The organism is Nocardioides sp. WS12 (assembly GCF_014108865.1).
Classification (GTDB): Bacteria; Actinomycetota; Actinomycetes; order Propionibacteriales; family Nocardioidaceae; genus Nocardioides.
In genome coordinates, this window is the sequence record NZ_CP053928.1 from 4,535,369 (window position 1) to 4,552,852 (window position 17,484).

Annotated in this window: 14 protein-coding genes; 6 read left to right on the forward strand and 8 right to left on the reverse strand. The window is 69.9% G+C overall.

Features of this window, described 5'->3' with window-relative positions; genetic code table 11:
* Nucleotides 1–154: 154 nt before the first annotated feature.
* From HRC28_RS21920 to HRC28_RS21935, 4 genes are all read left to right on the forward strand, one after another.
* Entirely contained in the window at nucleotides 155–1,240 is a 1,086-nt protein-coding gene (locus HRC28_RS21920; protein ID WP_182377482.1) for a substrate-binding domain-containing protein, read from the forward strand.
* 109 nt (nucleotides 1,241–1,349) lie between these two features.
* Entirely contained in the window at nucleotides 1,350–2,147 is a 798-nt protein-coding gene (locus HRC28_RS21925) for an ATP-binding cassette domain-containing protein (protein WP_182377483.1), read from the forward strand.
* A gap of 11 nt (nucleotides 2,148–2,158) precedes the next feature.
* Nucleotides 2,159–3,451: an ABC transporter permease gene (locus tag HRC28_RS21930; RefSeq protein WP_182377484.1), complete on the forward strand. Its 1,293-nt coding sequence runs from the start codon at nucleotides 2,159–2,161 to the stop codon at nucleotides 3,449–3,451.
* 2 nt (nucleotides 3,452–3,453) lie between these two features.
* Complete coding sequence (locus HRC28_RS21935) at nucleotides 3,454–4,677, forward strand: ROK family transcriptional regulator (RefSeq protein WP_182377485.1); 1,224 nt, start codon at nucleotides 3,454–3,456, stop codon at nucleotides 4,675–4,677.
* Between the two features lie 139 nt (nucleotides 4,678–4,816).
* On the opposite strand, the gene HRC28_RS21940 is transcribed toward HRC28_RS21935, so the two are convergent.
* The 8 genes from HRC28_RS21940 to HRC28_RS21975 form a co-directional block, all read right to left on the reverse strand.
* On the reverse strand, nucleotides 4,817–5,989 hold the full coding sequence (locus HRC28_RS21940) for an ROK family protein (protein WP_182377486.1): 1,173 nt from the start codon (nucleotides 5,987–5,989) through the stop codon (nucleotides 4,817–4,819).
* Nucleotides 5,982–7,145 (reverse strand): xylose isomerase, encoded by a 1,164-nt coding sequence (gene xylA, locus HRC28_RS21945; RefSeq protein WP_182377487.1) that lies wholly within the window; start codon nucleotides 7,143–7,145, stop codon nucleotides 5,982–5,984. The genes HRC28_RS21940 and xylA overlap by 8 nt, the downstream gene beginning before the upstream one ends.
* A complete protein-coding gene (locus tag HRC28_RS21950; RefSeq protein ID WP_182377488.1) occupies nucleotides 7,142–8,548 on the reverse strand; it encodes an FGGY-family carbohydrate kinase in 1,407 nt (468 codons plus the stop codon). The genes xylA and HRC28_RS21950 overlap by 4 nt, the downstream gene beginning before the upstream one ends.
* A 26-nt stretch (nucleotides 8,549–8,574) precedes the next feature.
* The gene (locus HRC28_RS21955; RefSeq protein ID WP_182377489.1) at nucleotides 8,575–9,198 is read right to left on the reverse strand and encodes a DUF4126 domain-containing protein; all 624 of its coding nucleotides are present in this window, start codon (nucleotides 9,196–9,198) and stop codon (nucleotides 8,575–8,577) included.
* Between the two features lie 9 nt (nucleotides 9,199–9,207).
* On the reverse strand, nucleotides 9,208–10,440 hold the full coding sequence (locus HRC28_RS21960; protein ID WP_182377490.1) for an endonuclease/exonuclease/phosphatase family protein: 1,233 nt from the start codon (nucleotides 10,438–10,440) through the stop codon (nucleotides 9,208–9,210).
* 93 nt (nucleotides 10,441–10,533) lie between these two features.
* Complete coding sequence (locus HRC28_RS21965; protein ID WP_182377491.1) at nucleotides 10,534–11,652, reverse strand: FAD-dependent oxidoreductase; 1,119 nt, start codon at nucleotides 11,650–11,652, stop codon at nucleotides 10,534–10,536.
* Nucleotides 11,649–12,539 carry a DUF1295 domain-containing protein gene (locus tag HRC28_RS21970; protein WP_182377492.1) on the reverse strand — a complete coding sequence of 297 codons (891 nt, stop codon included), beginning with the start codon at nucleotides 12,537–12,539 and terminating at the stop codon, nucleotides 11,649–11,651. Before HRC28_RS21970 ends, HRC28_RS21965 begins: the two co-directional genes overlap by 4 nt.
* A 24-nt stretch (nucleotides 12,540–12,563) precedes the next feature.
* A complete protein-coding gene (locus HRC28_RS21975; RefSeq protein WP_182377493.1) occupies nucleotides 12,564–13,175 on the reverse strand; it encodes a TetR/AcrR family transcriptional regulator in 612 nt (203 codons plus the stop codon).
* A 77-nt stretch (nucleotides 13,176–13,252) separates the two neighbouring features.
* Here HRC28_RS21975 and HRC28_RS21980 point away from each other — a divergent pair, with 77 nt between their 5' ends.
* Nucleotides 13,253–15,745, forward strand: a complete 2,493-nt coding sequence (locus HRC28_RS21980; RefSeq protein ID WP_182377494.1) for a phosphotransferase — start codon at nucleotides 13,253–13,255, stop codon at nucleotides 15,743–15,745.
* Nucleotides 15,746–15,833: 88 nt separating this feature from the next.
* Nucleotides 15,834–17,480, forward strand: a complete 1,647-nt coding sequence (locus tag HRC28_RS21985; RefSeq protein WP_182377495.1) for a M14 family metallopeptidase — start codon at nucleotides 15,834–15,836, stop codon at nucleotides 17,478–17,480.
* Nucleotides 17,481–17,484: the final 4 nt, after the last annotated feature.

A 17,484-nucleotide genomic window follows, 5' to 3' on the forward strand; every position in this document is an offset into this window, starting at 1 on the left:
CCTGAGAAAGATTGCACCTCGCCGGAAAAGAATGTCCCCTAGCTATGGACGTGACGCCGGTCACTCCATATGTTGTTCGGAACAACATATCTCTGGCACGTGCGCGCCGACCGACGACGCCATACGAGCCGGAATCGCTTAGGAGGCGGTTGATGTGAAGCGCACGCACTTCGCGGTAGTGGCTGCGGGACTCGGGCTCGCCCTCTCCCTCTCGGCCTGTGGCTCGGACGACGGCTCGGACACCGCCGGTGACAACGACGCCAAGATCGAAGGCAAGATCGGCGTCATCCTTCCCGACACCGAATCCTCGGTGCGGTGGGAGAGCGCGGACCGCCCGGCACTCAAGGCCGCGTTCGAGGCTGCCGGCGTCGAGCACACCATCCAGAACGCCGAGGGCGACGCCGAGAAGATGGCGCAGATCGCCGACTCGATGATCGCGGACGGCGTCACGGTGCTGGCCATCGTCAACCTCGACTCGGCGTCCGGCGCAGCCATCCAGGAGAAGGCGAAGGCGCAGGGCGTCGCCACGATCGACTACGACCGCCTCACCCTCGAGGGCTCGGCCGAGTACTACGTCTCCTTCGACAACACCGTCGTCGGTGAACTGCAGGGCCAGGGCCTGGCCGACTGCCTCGGCGAGAAGGACGCCAACATCATCTACCTCAACGGATCACCCACGGACAACAACGCAACCCTGTTCTCCGCAGGCGCACACAGCGTCCTGGACAAGATCACGTCCTACAAGAAGGTCGGCGAACAGGCCGTTCCGGAGTGGGACAACGAGGAAGCAGCGGTCATCTTCCAGCAGCTCTACACCCAGGCTGACGGCAAGGTCGACGGCGTGCTCGCGGCCAACGACGGCCTCGGTGGCGCAGTCATCTCGATCCTCGAGGGCAACGGGCTCGCCGGCAAGGTGCCCGTGACCGGGCAGGACGCAACGGTCGAGGGTCTGCAGAACATCCTCGCCGGCACGCAGTGCATGTCGATCTACAAGTCGGCGACCCTGGAGGCCAACGCTCTCGCCGAGGCCGCCATCGCCCTGGCCAGCGGCAAGGACGCCGAGACCACCGGCACCACGAAGGACTCCGAGAGCGGCCGCGAGGTGCCCTCGATCCTGCTCGAGCCGAAGGCCATCACCAAGGACAACGTCGGCGACGTGATCGACGACGGCGGGCAGAAGCTCGCCGACGTCTGCACCGCTGACTTCGCGGACGCCTGCAAGGCCGCGGGCCTGTCCTGACCCCCACTGGATCCCCGCGCCGGCACCTCCCAGGTGCTGGCGCGGGGGCCCACGGTCCGGCAAGGTTCGTTGGACCGAACAACAATCCTCAGCCCAACGGAGGGCCGTGATGAGCAACAAGAGCACCGAGACCGGTGCGCAGCCCCTGCTGGAACTGCGCGGTGTGAACAAGAGTTTCGGGGTCGTGCACGTCCTGCACGACGTCGACTTCGCGGTCTACCCCGGGCAGGTCACGGCCCTGGTCGGAGACAACGGCGCAGGGAAATCGACCCTGGTCAAGATGATCGCCGGCATCTACGGCCGCGACAGCGGCGACTACCTGTTCGAGGGAGCGCCCGTCCACGTCAGTAGTCCCCGTGACGTCGCGGCGCTCGGCATCGAGGTCGTCTACCAGGACCTCGCGCTGTGCGACAACCTCGACATCGTGCAGAACATGTTCCTCGGCCGCGAGACCCGCAAGGGCCTGGTCCTGGACGACATGTCGATGGAGGACCGTGCCCGCGAGACCCTCGCCTCCCTCTCGGTCCGCACCGTGAAGTCGGTGCGCCAGAGCGTGGCCAGCCTGTCCGGTGGACAACGCCAGACCGTCGCGATCGCCAAGGCCGTCCTCTGGAACTCCCGGATCGTGCTCCTCGACGAGCCGACCGCAGCGCTCGGTGTCGCACAGACCCGCCAGGTCCTCGACCTGGTCCGGCGTCTCGCCGACCGCGGCCTCGGCGTCGTCCTCATCTCGCACAACATGAACGACGTCTTCGAGGTGGCCGACCGGATCACGGCGCTCTACCTCGGCCGGGTCGCGGCCGACGTACCGACCTCGAGCGTGACGCACAACCAGGTCGTCGAACTGATCACTGCGGGGCGCTCCGGCGACCTCGGCATTCGCGACGTCGCCGCAGCGACGATCTGAGGAGGAGCGCGATGAGCACCCAGTCCACGACCCCCGCCCCCTACGCCCCGGGTCCCGGCCTCCCCGAGTCCGACTTCACCGGCGACGGCCACAGCGCAGCCACCCTCGGCGACGCGGCCCGCGAGTACGTCAACCGCCTGCGCGGCGGCGACATGGGTTCCCTGCCTGCGCTGCTCGGCCTCGCCGTGCTGTTCACGGTGTTCGCCCTGTCGCACGACAAGTTCCTGACGACATACAACCTGACCAACCTGGTCATCCAGTCCGCGTCGATCATCGTGTTGGCCATGGGCCTGGTGTTCGTCCTGCTCCTCGGCGAGATCGACCTGTCCGCCGGCGTCGCCGGTGGCGCCTCGGCCACCATCACCGCCTTGGTGATCATCGATCATGGCTGGGTCTGGTGGGCCGCGGTCCTGGCCGGACTGGCGATCGGTGTCGTGATCGGCCTGACCATCGGATCGCTGGTGTCCTTCCTCGGGATCCCGTCGTTCGTGGTCACCCTCGCGTTCTTCCTCGCCCTGCAGGCCGTGCCGCTGAAGCTGATCGGCCCTGGAGGCTCGCTGCGCTTCAACAACGAGGTGCTGCGCGGGCTGTCCATCAAGAACGTGCCCGTCACCGCCGGCTGGATTGCTGCCGTGGCGCTCGTACTGGGCTTCGCCGGGCTGAGCCTGTGGCAGCACCGCTCGCGGGTTGCCAAGGGCCTGGTCCACAAGCCGATGGCCCTGGTCCTCGTCCAGATCGCCGTGTTCACCGGCGTCGTCCTCGGTCTGACCGCCATGCTCAGCCAGAACCGTGCCGTCAACCCGGCCATCTTCAACATCAGCGGCATCCCGTGGGTAGCGCCGGTCGTCATCGCCCTGCTGCTCCTGTGGACCTTCGTACTGACCCGCACCCGCTTCGGTCGACACCTGTACGCCGTCGGCGGCAACGCCGAGGCAGCCCGCCGCGCCGGCATCAACGTCACGCGGATGAAGATCGCCGCCTTCGTCATCTGCTCAGGCATGGCCGCTGTGTCCGGCATCCTCGCGGCGTCGTACACCGGAAAGGTCTCGCCGGGATCCGGCGGTGGCAACGAACTCCTGTACGCCGTCGGCGCAGCGGTGATCGGCGGCACCAGCCTGTTCGGTGGCCGCGGTCGCGCGATCGACGCCGTCATCGGTGGACTGGTGATCGCCACCATCCCCAACGGGCTCGGGCTGCTCGACCAGGCCAGCTACATCAACTTCATCGTGACCGGCGGCGTGCTGCTGCTGGCCGCGAGCGTGGATGCCGTGTCGCGCCGCCGTCGCTCGGCCACCGGGGTCTAGTGGTGGCCGGCGCGCAGCGCGGGACGGGGACCAATCAGGAAGCCGTCCGACGCCACAACCTCGGGACCCTGCTGCGGCACGTCCACGACACCGGTGAGGTTTCGCGTGCCGAACTCACCGGCCGGATGGGCCTGAACCGTTCAACGATCGCCGGCCTGGTGGGCGAACTCGACACGCTCGGCCTGATCGAGCACGCCAGCCCCGCGGCCGAGCGCCGCGGCGCGGGACGTCCTTCGGCCGGCGTACGGATCAGGGACGACGGTCCGTACGTCGTCGCGGTCGATCTCGGCGTCGACCGAGCGACCGTGGCCTGCGTCGGTCTCGGCGGTCGGGTCGGGCAACGCGCCAGCGCCCCGATCCCGGTGGAGACCGAGGCTTGGCTGGTGGGTGCGACCGTCGCGACCCTGATCCGCAAGGTCGTCGCGCTCTCCCCTGCCGACGCGCCCCTGCTCGGCATCGGCGTCGCCGTCCCTGGTCTGGTACGACGAAGCGACGGCCTGATTCGCCACGCACCCAACCTCGGCTGGCATGACGTGTCCTTCGGCTCGATCGTGCTCGCCGCACTCGCCCTCGACGTACCCATCGCGCTCGGAAACGACGCGGACCTCGGCGCCCTGTCCGAACACCGCCGCGGTGCCGCACAGAAGATCGACGACCTGGTGTTCCTCTCCGGCAACGTCGGTGTCGGTGCCGGCGTGATCACCGGCGGACACCGGCTCGAAGGTGTGGCGGGCTACGCCGGCGAGGTCGGGCACCTCTGCCACGCGCCGGGCGGGATCCCCTGCCACTGCGGGAGCCGCGGCTGCTGGGAGACCGTGGTCGGCGCGCACGCCATCGGCGAGGCGCTCAAGATCCCGGCCGACCAGGCCGCCCAGCTCGGCGTCACGCTCGACGAGATGACGACGCCGGCGCGCGAACTGCGCCCGATCGCGACCGAACTGGGCCGTGGCCTGGCCGCGGTGGTGAACGTCTTCAACCCCAGCGTGGTGATCCTGGGCGGCTACTTCCGTCCGCTCTTCCGGCTCTGTCGCGCGGAGGTCACGGCCGGGCTGAACGAGCGCGCGCTGCGAGCCGCCAACGAGGCGGTGCGGCTGACGCTGCCCGGCCTGGACACCGACTCGGTCCTGCTCGGTGCCGCCGAGATGGCCATGGAACCCGTCTTCAACGACCCCGTCGCCAGCCTCGCTGCCGCTGTCACGGACGCCCCCGCCCGGCTCGCCGGTTAGGACGAGGTGCGCCAGTTTCTTGGTCGAAGTGCGCCAGTTTCTCCCTCGAGGTGCGTCAGTTTCTGCACCCAACTGAGAAACCTCCGCACCTCGGAGCAGAAACCTCCGCACCTCGACCAAGAAACCCACGCACTTCGTCCTAACTCAGGAGGTCGAGGGTGCCGGTGAAGACGTCGTCGAGGGCGCGTTCGGCGGCGCCGGTGGCGGCGGCCTCGGTGCCGAGTTCGCCGAGGCGGAGGTCGGGGCGGCCACGGCCGCCGAGGGCGACGGCGGCGTCGAGTTCGGCGGCGGCGGGCGCGAGGACGAGGTCACCGAGCGGGACGAAGTAGCCGCCGAGGACGATCCGCTCGGGGTCCAGGACGCCCGACACGATGCCGAGTCCGCGGCCCAGCAACTCCCCAATTCGTACGACGCCCGCCCGGACCTGTTCGGAATCCGCAGCCCGTCGGGCCACCTCGGCCGCGGTCTCTCGTGGCGTACCGGACTCGTCCATCCCGACAGCCGCCAGCAGGGCGTGCAGGCCGACGGACGCCTCCCAGCACCCCGTCCGGCCGCAGCCACAGGGCGCACCGGCCTCGCCGATCGGCAGGTGCCCCACCTCGCCTGCGAAGCCGCGGGCACCGCGCAGCAGCCGGCCGTCGGACACGATACCGGCACCGATGCCGACCGTTCCGGTGAGGTACAGCAGATCGCCGGCGCCGCGACCGGCGCCGAGGCGCAGTTCGGCCAGGGCGGCGCAGTCGGCGTCGTTGACCACCCTCGTCCGGGTGTCCCAGCCGAAGGCCCGGTCGACCGCATCGGCCACGCCCGTGCCGGTGAGGTCCAGGTTCGGCGTCCAGACCGCGGTGCGGTCATCGCCGTCGACGAGTCCCGGCAGCGCGACCGCGGCCCCCACGGGATGCAGTTGTTCCGCGGCCAGGCGCGCCGCGACCTCGTCGACCAGGGCGCCCAGCGACGCAGCGACCGCCGCAACCCGAGCCACCGGCCGGGTGACCTGCCACCGAGGCGTGCCGGCCAGGTCGAGCACCACCGCCGACACGTACTCGACGTTGACCTCGAAGCCCACGCCGACCGGCCGACCATCCGCCAGCGTCAGGCGCTGGCCCGGTCGGCCGCGCTCACCACTACGCACCTGCTCCAGTTCGCGCAACACTCCGGCCTCCTCGAGGCCACCAGCGATGGTGCCGACGGTGGCCTTGGCCAGCCCGGTGCGCAGAGCCAGCTCCGCACGGCTTGCCGGGCCGTCGTACCGCAGGGTGCGGAGGACGGCCGCCGCATTGCGGCGGCGCAACGACTCGGTGGCGTCAGCCACGGACGCCGTACAGGTGCTCGAGGGCGAGCTGGTCGAGCCGCTCCATCGCGACCTCGCGCGCGGCCAGCGCCTCGATGTCGGGCAGCGGCCACGCCTGCAGTTCCTGCCAGCCCTCCCCCTCCCCCAGCGTGGGTACGGCGAGCTCGGGCAGCCCCGCTTCCTCCAGCGCCTCCAGCACCACAGGATCCGCGCGGAACGCCCGCACCTTCTCCCGAAGGATCAGGTAGTTGTCGATGCACGCCTGCGCCGAGACCCACACGCCCGCGTCCGTCTCGGGTCGCACCGGCTTGTAGTCGAAGTGCACCGGGCCGTCGTACCCGCCGGCCAGCAGGGTGTCGACGACCCAGAAGGCGCCACGCACGTTGCCGGCTCCGAAGCGGAGGTCCTGGTCGTACTTCGGACCGTTCTGGCCGTTGAGGTCGATGTGGAAGAGCTTGCCCTGCCACAGCGCCTGGGCGTAGCCGGCGGCGGCGTTGAGTCCGGCCATCTCCTCGTGCCCGATCTCCGGGTTGACGCCGACCAGCTCGGGGCGGTCGAGGGTCTCGATGAACGCCAGCGCATGCCCCACGGTCGGCAGCAGGATGTCGCCCCGCGGCTCGTTGGGCTTCGGCTCGATGGCGAACTTCATGTCGTAGCCCTGGTCAGTGACGTAGTCGCCGAGAAGGTTGAACGCCTCCTGGTAACGGTCGAGTGCGACCGCGACGTCCTTCGAGGCGCCGTACTCCGCGCCCTCCCGTCCGCCCCAGCAGACGTAGACCTTCGCTCCGAGCTCGGCCGCCAGGTCGACGTTGCGCATCACCTTGCGGATCGCGAACCGCCGCACGTCACGGGAGTTCGATGTGAACCCGCCATCCTTGAAGATCGGGTGGGTGAACAGGTTCGTGGTCGCAGTCGTGACCACGAGCCCCGTCTCGGCGAGGCCCTTGCGGAACCGCTCGATGATGGCGTCGCGGGTGGCGTCGTCGGACCCGAACGGGATCAGGTCGTCGTCGTGGAAGTTCACGCCGTACGCACCGATCGCCGCGAGCTTCTCCAGTGCATACACGGGATCCATCAGCGCGCGGGTCGCGTCACCGAACGGATCGCGCGCCTGCCAACCGACCGTCCAGAGTCCGAAGGAGAACTTGTCGGCAGGAGTGGGGGTGGGGCGGTTCATCGTGTTTCCTCTTCTCGGTGGAGGGCGTCGCGGAGTGCGGCATAGCGCTCGCGGACTTCAGGGTCGGGAGGACCGGTCAGGGTGCCGGCGATCGGGAGCGGCCAGGCGGGAGGGGTGGAGGTCCCCGCGAGCGCCCATGCGGCCTGGCGCGCGGCCCCCCGGGCGACGTACTCCCCCTCCTGAGGGAGTACGACGTCACGACCCAGCAACGCAGGGGCGATGGCCCGGACGGCGGGATTGCGGGCCGCTCCCCCGACGAGCAGCACCCGCCGCGGTTCGACACCGGTCCGGGCCACCAGGGCGTCGACCGCGTCGGCGAGCGAGCAGAGCAGTGCCTCGACGGCAGCCCGCGCCAGGTCGGCCCGCGTGGTTCCGGAGTGCAGTCCGGCCCAGGTCCCGGAGGCGTCGGGACGGTTCGGGGTGCGTTCGCCGCCGTAGTAGGGCGAGAGCGTGACCCCGCCGGCACCAGGCGTCGAGGCCAGCGCGAGGGCGGCCAACTCGTCGTGGGAGACACCGAGCCAGCGGGCCTGGAGGTCGAGGATCCCGGCGGCGTTCATCGTCGTGACCATCGGCAGGTAGCGGCCGGTGGCGTCGGCGAAGCCGGTGACCGTGCCGGTGCCGTCCGCCACCGACTGGGCGGCCACGGCGGATGCAACGCCCGACGTACCGATGGAGATCAACACGTCCTCGGTGTCGAGGTCGAGGCCGAGCGCGGCGGCCATGTTGTCGCCGGTGCCGGCTGCCATGACCTTGCCGCTACGCGTCTCGGCCGCAACGAGACCGGGGCCCACGACAGAAGGCACCTCCGCCTCCCGTCCGAGGGCCGAGCACAACAGGTCGGGCCGCCATTCACCCACCCCGCCGCGGGCACCGGCGGAGAAGTAGCCCGTCCCCGACGCATCCCCGCGATCGGTGAACGGCCGCGTCCCGGGCGCAGCCACGTGTGCTGAGACGTAGTCGTGCGGCAGCATCACCCGCGCGACGCGAGCAGCAGCATCGGGTTCGTGGTCGCGCAGCCACCGCAACTTGCTGCTCGTGAACGAGGCCACCAGGACACTGCCCAGCACATCGGCGCAGGCCTGCGGACCGCCCAGTTCGCCGATCAGCGCTCGGGCGGAGGAAGAGGAGCGGGTGTCGTTCCACAACAAGGCATCCCGAACCGGCTCACCAGCACCGTCGAGGGCGACCATGCCGTGCTGCTGCCCACCCACTGCGACCGCGTCGGCCCGTTCCAGCAGCCCCGACGTTGCCTCGTCGAAGGCGCGCAACCAGGCGCGCGGGTCGACTTCGGTTCCCGGCGGATGGGGCGCCGACCCGCGAGCGACCACGGCCCCGTCGTCGGCATCGACGAGCAGGGCCTTGGTGGATTGGGTGGAGGAGTCCACACCGAGGACGAGCGGCACTCCTCTTATTTAGTACGAGTCTTGAACTAAGTCAAGGTTTCCGGCAGATCCGCCGACGGGGAACCGCCCCGCCGTCGCTCCCGCCACGCCTGGAAACGCCGCCAGCCGCGACGGACGATCCGCCAGGCCAGCCAGAGCGTGACCAGCCCCAGGAGCAGCAGCACCAGCGAGATCGAGGCCGCGATGTAGGGGTGCTGCACGGCGAACGCGATGACCGCGAGCACGGTGATGTCCTCGCCGAGGCTGATCCCGATGTTGGTGAACGGTTCCGGGGACGTGTTCACCGCCATCCGGGTCCCGGTCTTCACCGAGTGCGACGCGAAGGCGGTCGACCCACCCACCAGGCCGCCCGTGATCTCGTTGAGCGAGCCCGAGTCGCCGGCAATGAGGACGCCGAGGACGCCACCGACCACGGGCCGGATCGCCGTGGAGATCACGTCCCATGCCGAGTCGACGTACGGGATCTTGTCGGCCACGAACTCGAAGGCGTAGAGGAAGCCCGCAAGCGCCAGCACCTCCCAGCGCCCGAGGAAGTCAGGGATCTCGTCGACCGTGCCGAACCGGTCCGAGAGACCGAGCACGAGCACCACGAGATAACTGTTGATGCCGCTGGCCCAGCCGGAGGAGAACGCGAGGGCGAGTGATTCCACGGGGTCAGGTTAGGACCGCACGTCGAGCCAGACCATGCGGTGGTCGGACGTGGGGAACGGGAACGTGCCGGTCAGGCGATACAGCGGGTCCGCGGCCGTCGGCCAGAACACCCCGCCGCCCAGCACCTTCAGCCGACGCGACGGCAGGACGTAGTCGACGCGCAGGTTGCCCGGCGCACCGTCGGCGAAGTCCGCAGTGTCGAGGGCAGGGTCGCCGGTCTGAGCGACATTCGCGCCGCCCTGCAGGAGAGCAGCCTCCGGAGCACCGGCCGACGACGGCGCGAACCGGCTGTTGATCAACGGGTGGTCGAGCAGTTGCAGGATCGCGTCGTCGACCGAGTCGCCGTCCTCGGGGTCGGCGTTCTGGTCGCCCGCGATCACGAAGCTCGAACCGGGCCGCAGGCCGCCGTACTGGCCCTTGTCGTCGTAGATGTAACCGCCGCGCGCCGGACCGGAGACGTAGTCGGCCCAGAACCGGATCTCGTCGTGGTTGCGCTTGCCGTTGCGGTCCTCGGGGCCGTCGAAGGTCGGCGGCGTCGGGTGCGAGACGAGGAAGTGCACCGTGTCGCCACCCACCTGGATCGGGACGTCCCAGTGCGACTTCGAGGAGAGCCGGAAGACCGCCAGTTCCTCGGGCGAGTACCAGTCGGCCGGCGCGCTCGTCGCCGGGTCGTCGGGAAGGAGCGCGCCCGGCATGTCCGCCCAGCGGAAGGTCTGGAAGGTGCGGACCGCCGCGGTGTCGATCGGGTACTTCGAGTAGACGACCAGGCCGTACTGACCCGGGAACAGACCGAAGCCGAACGCGTCGTCGCCGCCGCCGACCTGGCCGTTGTTGTTCAGGTCGAAGCCGCTCGGGACGCCGGTGTTCGACGGAGCGACGAAGGAGTACGGGTACTCCACGGGGTCCGCGCCGTTCTGCGAGACCTCGAGGTAGTTGTCGCGAAACAGGTCCACTGCAGCGGGCGCGTAGTCGAACTCGTTGATGAGTACGACGTCCGGGTCGACTCGCTGGATCGTCTCTGCCACGTTGCGGGCCTGGGGGTCGTCCGGGTTCGAGAGGTCGGCGACGAGTTCGCCGTCCACGCTGCGATTGAGGGACGCGTTGAAGGTGGCGAACCGGACGGGATCAGCCCCTCCACCACCGCGAGGTGCCGCGCCGGCGACCTCAACGGTGGCGCCGAGGCCCGACGCGAGCAGGGCCAGGGTGGCGAGCGGAACGAAGATGCGGGACGTGCGGCGCATGGGACCTCCGAGCAGGAAATGCGGACACCATGACGCTAATCCCGACCACCCCCACCCCACCACCGTGAGCGGTGAAGGTTCGATGAACGAGCGTCAGCGCCGGCGAATGCCGCCGTAGATCCCGCGCTCCACGATCCAGGGCTGGAGGATCGACCGGACCGACCAGGCCGGGAACCGGAACGGTTGGCCGGATGGCGCGTAGACGCGGAGCCCGTCGGCCTCCACCCCGAGGACCGAGCCCCACCGGCGCCGCGGAGCCCGGAACGTCTTCAGGTCACCTTCGCCGACGAAGGCCCGGATGTTCGCGGCCAGCATCTTGTCCGCGCGGTTGCGGGCCGAGGACCGCAGTTCGTCGGTCGCCGCGACATCCCCGATCGCGAACACCTCCGGATGACCGGGCACCTGCAGCGTCGGCTCGACCCGCACGAAGCCCCCCTCGTCGAGGAGGTACGACGGCAGCCAGTTCGTGTTCGGACGGACGCGCCCGATCGCCCACACCACCGCGTCGGCCGGCGTCGGCGCCTGGCCCGTGCTCCAGTCGATGGGCCCGGCCGTGATCCGGTCACAGGCGAACCCGTCGGGCAGCGCGGCACGGTGACCGGGGCGGAGGTCGACGCCCGCGGCGAGCAGCCGTCGTCGTACGTGGTCCCAGGTGCGGAAGTGGTGGCGCGGCAGGGCGCGGTCGCCAGGGAAGCAGAGGACCACCCGCTTGGCGGGCCAGCGCGTCGCGACCTGGAGCGCGGTGCTGACCGCGGCGGCACCGCCGCCGACGATCACGACCCTGTCCGCGTCCGCGACCTGCCCGTGCGACGACGCCAGAGCGGCGTCCACTTCGTCGGCGGTCTGCAGTTCCGGGCGCCGCCAGAAGCCGTTGGTCACGCCCGTGGCGAGCACCAGCACGTCGTACGACTCCTGCCGATCACTGCCCGCGAGGTCACGCACCGTCAGCGCCCGACCAGCCACATCCACAGCGGTGAGCTCGCCATGCACCGTCCGGGCGCCGTCGAGCCGGGCGAACCGCCCGAACCCGTACCAGTGATCCCTCGTCCACTCCTCTGGCCGGGCCAGCCGCATCCCGAGTTCCTGCCCGCTGACGAGCCCGGGCTTCGAGGAGATGCCGACGACGTCCACCGCACCGGAACGCGCGAGGTGGAGCGCGGTGAGCAGGCCGCTGTCACCCAGCCCGGCGACGACGACCTTCGGCTGGCTCACGCGGATCCACCCGTCCGGCGGGGCGGTCGCGGCACCAGACGCGGCACCCGGTCGATGACGTCCTGGTACGACGGCCGCCGCTCGAGGCTGCGTCCCTCCATCATCGGGATGCTGGCCGCCTGGAACATGGCGACCATCGCGACCGTGCCGATCAGCAGCCACCACCAGTCGCCCGGTGAGGCGGCGAGTCCGAACAGGCCCATCGCGAACCAGAAGCTGATCTCGCCGAAGTAGTTGGGATGGCGCGACCACGCCCAGAGACCGCGGTCCATCGCCTGGCCCGGCTGACGTGTGCGGACGAACCGGTACATCTGCAGGTCGGCGACGAAGGCGAGGGCGACGGCAGCGAGGCCGACTACGACGGCCACCCCGTCGAGCCAGTTCAGCGAACGTCCGGGGAGCGCCACGGCGGCGTACACGGGAAGCAGGCCGAGGAAGACCTGCATCGTGGGGACTACATGGATGCCGACCAGGTCGGCGAGGAATTCCAGGCGGCCCGCGCGCTCGCGGACCAGCGGGTAGCGGAAGTCCTCGTGGTGCAGTCCCGGGAAGGCGTAGATCCAGTTGCCGGTGAGCCGGATCGCCCACACGGCGATCACCGCGAGCACCAGCCAAGCACGCCCGTCACTGACCCCGGGCGCGTCCGCAGCCAGCCACCAGTAGACGGCGAGGTACGGCGGCAGGATGCTCCAGTAGGCGTCGTAGAAACTGGAGTTGCGGTGGATCCGGCTCGCCGCGAAGACCACGAGCGTCGCGAGCACGTCGGCGATCAGTCCGTCGAGCCAGAGCCAACGGGCGTCCGGGCCCCACAGCAGCCAGATCGTTGCGACGCCGAACGCGGCGACGTATGCGATCCCGACGCGGGTCAGCGACGCGGCCTTGCTCACGCCCCGACGATACAGGAACGTGTTCTAGTTTTTCGGTGGTTGCCGGAGGCCGGCCAGTTGTACGTCGAGCGCCGCGCGGGTCCGCTCGCCAAGCGGAGCGCCCTCAGGGTGGTCGAGCCAGTCCATGACGCACAGGCCCAGATTGACGATCAGCATCCAGCTCAGGAGTTCGGGAGTGAGCGCCGTCGTACGGAACTCGCCGCTCTCCTGACCACTGCGCATGATCTCCGCGATCAGGGCGATCAACTCGGCGTGCATGTCGAGGCCACCGCGCGGCATCCCGGCGCGGATCGTCTCGGCGCCCATCTCGCGGATCCCGGCGTCGCTCTCGAGCCAGGTGTCGCGGACGACTTCCTCGATCACACCGAGCCGCGCCTCGGCGGTTTCGGCAGACGAGGCAGCCAGCGTCGCAGCCGCCACTTCGGCCATCTGGCGAGCGAACTCGCCCAGCAGGCCGGCCTTGCTGCCATAACTGCGGAAGAAGGTCGCGCGCCCCACTTCGGCGCGTTCGCAGATCTCCTCGACCGTGATGTCGGCGTAGGAACGGTCGGCCATCAACGCCACCGCCGCGTCGAAGATCGCGGCCGACGTACGGACCTTCTTGCGGTCCCTCAGCGTGGGGGCTGCTGTGGTCATGGCACCAGCATAGCAAGGTGACGAGACTTCGGTTTCATGTGATACTCAAGTATCACTTTGTCTCGAAAGGCCCCTTGATGAGCTCCGTTGAAGTCCTGCACTCCGTCGACGACCTGACCCACGACTGGCTGACCCGTGCCCTCGGCGCACCGGTGCGCAGCTTCACGGTCGGCCCGATCGGCACCGGCCAGGTGAGCGGGACCTTCCGGATCGTCCTGGACTGGGACGGCGACGCCTCGTCCGTCGTCCTGAAGATCGCCGACGCCGACCCATCGGTACGGGCCACGGGCGTCTCGATGGGGATCTACGAGCGCGAGGTTGCCTTCTATGGCGGCATCGCCGGCCGCCTCCCCAGCACCGCGCTTCCCCGCTCCTACGTCGCGGAATACGACGACGTCGACGGCTGGTTCACGCTGCTGCTCGAGGACGGCTCCCCCGCGCACCCCGGCGACCAGATCGTCGGCTGCTCGCCCGAGGAGGCCCGCAAGGTCGTCATCGAGCTCGCCCGCCTGCAGGCGTCGGTGCACGGCGACCCCGAGCTCGCGGCGACCATCTCCAAGGACCCGGTCGTCACGGGCTTGATGCTCGAGATGCTGCTGCCGCTCTACTACGAGCGCTTCGGCACCCGGATCGACGACACCCACCGCCCGGTCGTCGACCAGCTGGTGCAGTCCTTCGACACCTGGGCCGCCGACCGCAGCGAGCCGCGCGGCCTCGCGCACTCCGACTTCCGTCTCGACAACATCCTGTTCGGCGAGGAGGGCGCCGCCCGCGACGTCACCATCGTCGACTGGGCAACCCTCGAGTGGGGCCCACTCACCAAGGACCTGTCGTTCTTCATCGGCGGCAACCTGACCGTCGAGGACCGCCGCGCGCACGAGAAGGAACTCGTCACGGCGTACCACGACGAACTCGTCGCGAACGGCGTCAAGGACTTCTCGTTCGACCAGTGCTGGCGCGGGTACCGCCTCAACGCCTTCTCCGGCGTGCTGATGGCGATCGGCGCCCCGATGGTCGTCGTGGCGACCGAGCGTGGCGACAAGATGTTCATGACGATGCTCTCGCGGCACTGCCAGCAGGTCCTCGACCTCGACGCCCTGACCCTGCTCCACGAGATCCGCACGGCCGCCATCCAGGTCGACCCGAACGACGAGGCGCGCCACGAGCCGGGCATCGACCAGTACTGGAACGAGAGCTACTACCTCGACGCCATCAGCGCCGACGGCACGATCGGCGCCTACGTGCGCGCTGGCTTCGTCCCGAAGCTGAACCGCACCGTCTACACCGCCTACGTCGTGGGCGTGGACCGCCCGTCCGTCGGCGTCCTCGCCTACGAGGCGCCGCTGCCGACGGTCGGCAATGTCGTCGAGACCGACGAGTTCACCTCGGACCTGGTCGTCGAGGAGCCGCTCAAGAAGATGCGCGCCACCCTCGCCGGCACCGGTCAGTCGTACGACGACCCGGCCGCCGCACTGCGTGACGAGGCCGGCGAGCCGGTGCACGTCGAGATGGACCTGGTCTGGGAGACCGACGGCGAGCCGTACATGTACCAGGTGACCAGCCGCTACGAGATGCCCTGCCGCGTCACCGGAACCATCACGATCGGCGACGAGGTGCTCACCCTCGACGGCCCCGGCCAGCGCGACCACTCCTGGGGCCCGCGCGACTGGTGGTCGATGGACTGGACGTGGGCTTCGGCCCACCTCGAGGACGAGACCCGGATGCAGACGATCGAACTGCGCTTCCCCGGCATGACCAACGCGACCGTCGGCTACGAGCAGGACCCGAAGGGCCTGACCGAGATCAACGGCATGGGCACCGGTTACCAGATCCCCGAGAGCCGGATGCCCGGGCGCACCATCGCGACGCTCGAGCCGACCGGGACGTCGTACGAGTGGGAGCCGATCGCCTACGGCCCGCTCCGCATCGAGGCGCCCGACGGCCGGGTCTGCGAGTTCCCGCGGGCGATGGCGCGGGTGACGACCTCCGACGGCCGCACCGGCCTGGGCTGGATCGAGTGGGGCCACAACGTGGTGCCGACCAAGGACAGCGACTCCCCCGTCATCGCCGCCGCCCAGCGCTTCGGGCGTACGGCGAAGGAGCGGGCCACTGCAGCGGCGACCAGGGCCGTCGCGGCAGTCCCCGGGTCGGCGTACGACGGCCTGATGAACTCGCGCGCCGGCCGCCCCGTCACGGCCGCGATCTTCAAGGCGCTGCCCGGCCAGATCAACCGCGCGGCGGCTGAGGGCGTCGACGCGCTGATCCGGTTCAAGGTGACCGACGCGAAGTCGGGCGGTGTCGACGTCTTCGACCTGACCCTGCCCCTGACGGGCGCACCGACCGTCGCCCGCGGCATCGTCGGCAAGGGCGCCCCGGACGCACGTCTGACCCTGATGCTCTCGTCGGCCGACCTGATGGCGCTCGCCACCAACCGGATCGACGCGACCGAGGCCGCGCTCACCCGTCGCATCGTCGTCGAGGGCGACCTCCACTTCGTCCCCACCTTCGCCGCACTGATGGCGAAGCCGGCGGCCGGCGCAGGCCAGACCCAGGTCGGTCACATCGACTGAGTCGGCCAGCCTTTTCGAGGTGTTCCCCGGGCGAATCAGCAGGTCTAGGGTCGCAATCGGCACTGTCGCCGACCCTTGGGAGCCCAGGATGACCATGAATCTGCAGCGGCGGAAGGTTGCCCTCGTCGGCGCCGGAGCGGCACTTGTCCTGGGGCTCCCCCTGGCCGTCGGGCACTCGGCCGCGGGCGCACCGAAACCGACCCCGCCCGAGGACGGTCCGACCCAGATCGTGCGGGTCGAGACGCCGACCCGGGCCGACCGGAACAAGGTCGCCGACCTGGGTCTCGACCTCGCCGGCACCGTGGGCGTCGACTCGATCGATGTCATCGTGGAGACCAGTGCAGACCGGGCCGCCCTGGCGCGGGCCGGCTTCTCGGGGCAGGTCGTCGTCAAGGACGTGAAGGCGGCCGAGCGCGAGAGGGTCGCCGCCGACAAGGCGTACGCCGCGGCGAAGCCCGGCGGATCAACGCTTCCGTCACGACGTACGGCGTACCGCACCCTGGCCGACTACGGCACCGAGATGGCGGCGCTCGCTGCGTCGTACCCGACCCAGGCTCGGATGCTCACCCTGAACCACGACAGCCTTGAAGGCCGGGACGTGCAGGGGATCGAGATCAGCAACGGCGTCAACGCCAGCGATGACGGGAAGCCGACGTACCTGTTGCTGGGCGTCCACCACGCCCGCGAGTGGCCGTCCGCGGAGCTCGTCACCGAGTTCGCCTATGACCTCCTGCAGAACGCCGCGACCACGCGGATCCAGAACATTCTCGACAGCGTCCGGGTGCTGATCGTGCCGGTGGTCAACCCGGACGGCTTCCAGGTCAGCCGGGGCGGCGCGTACGAACTGAAGCGGAAGAACTGTCGCCTCACCGACGGCCAGTTCCCCGCGGACGGCGCGTGTGCGCTGCGCGCCAACCGCGCACTCGGCACCGACCCGAACCGCAACTACGGCGCTCTGTGGAACGGCCCGGGGGCGTCACCGTTCCCCACGGACGAGACCTACTTCGGCGCCGGACCGTTCAGCGAACCCGAGACGCAGAACATTCGCGAGCTGATCTCCTCACGCCAGGTGGTCACGATGATCAGCAACCACACCTACAGCGCCCTCGTACTGCGGCCGCCGGGCTGGAACGGCGCGGAAACGCCGGCGGATGACGCCCTCATGACGTCCCTCGGTGACCAGATGGCCGCGCAGATGAGCTACCAGAGCATCCGCGGATATGAGCTCTACAACACCAGCGGCACCACCGAGGACTGGTCCTACACCGCCACCGGCGGTCTCGGCTTCACGTTCGAGCACGGCACGCAGGGCTTCCACCCGCAGTTCGCCACCGGTGTCGTCGGCCCATACAGCGGCGGGACGAGGAAGATGCCGGGCGGCGGAGTGCGCGAGGCCTTCCTGATCGCCGCGGAGAGCAGCGCCAACGCGGCCCGGCACTCCGTGATCGAGGGGACGGCCACGCCAGGGGTCACGCTCCGGCTGACGAAGACGTTCCAGACCGAGCCCTGGAACCCGGCACTCGCGTTCCCCGACACCCTGGAGTCCACCCTGGTGGTGCCGGCGAGCGGCGCCTGGACGTGGCACGTCAACCCGTCGACGCGACCCGCCGTGACGGCTGCGGGGGGCACCGAGACCTGGACCCTCACCTGTGAGAACCCCGCCGGCACCGTTCTCGACACACAGCAGGTGACGGTCGCTCGTGGCGGGACGGCGACAGAGAACCTCGCCTGCTGACGCT

Excerpts from the sequence above, each read along its gene's own strand:
- HRC28_RS21925 (WP_182377483.1), top strand. The coding sequence starts at position 1,350 with ATGAGCAACAAGAGCACCGAGACCGGTGCGCAGCCCCTGCTGGAACTG.
- HRC28_RS21930 (WP_182377484.1), top strand. The coding sequence starts at position 2,159 with ATGAGCACCCAGTCCACGACCCCCGCCCCCTACGCCCCGGGTCCCGGC.
- xylA (WP_182377487.1), bottom strand. The coding sequence starts at position 7,145 with ATGAACCGCCCCACCCCCACTCCTGCCGACAAGTTCTCCTTCGGACTC.
- HRC28_RS21960 (WP_182377490.1), bottom strand. The coding sequence starts at position 10,440 with ATGCGCCGCACGTCCCGCATCTTCGTTCCGCTCGCCACCCTGGCCCTG.
- HRC28_RS21975 (WP_182377493.1), bottom strand. The coding sequence starts at position 13,175 with ATGACCACAGCAGCCCCCACGCTGAGGGACCGCAAGAAGGTCCGTACG.
- HRC28_RS21980 (WP_182377494.1), top strand. The coding sequence starts at position 13,253 with ATGAGCTCCGTTGAAGTCCTGCACTCCGTCGACGACCTGACCCACGAC.
- HRC28_RS21985 (WP_182377495.1), top strand. The coding sequence starts at position 15,834 with ATGACCATGAATCTGCAGCGGCGGAAGGTTGCCCTCGTCGGCGCCGGA.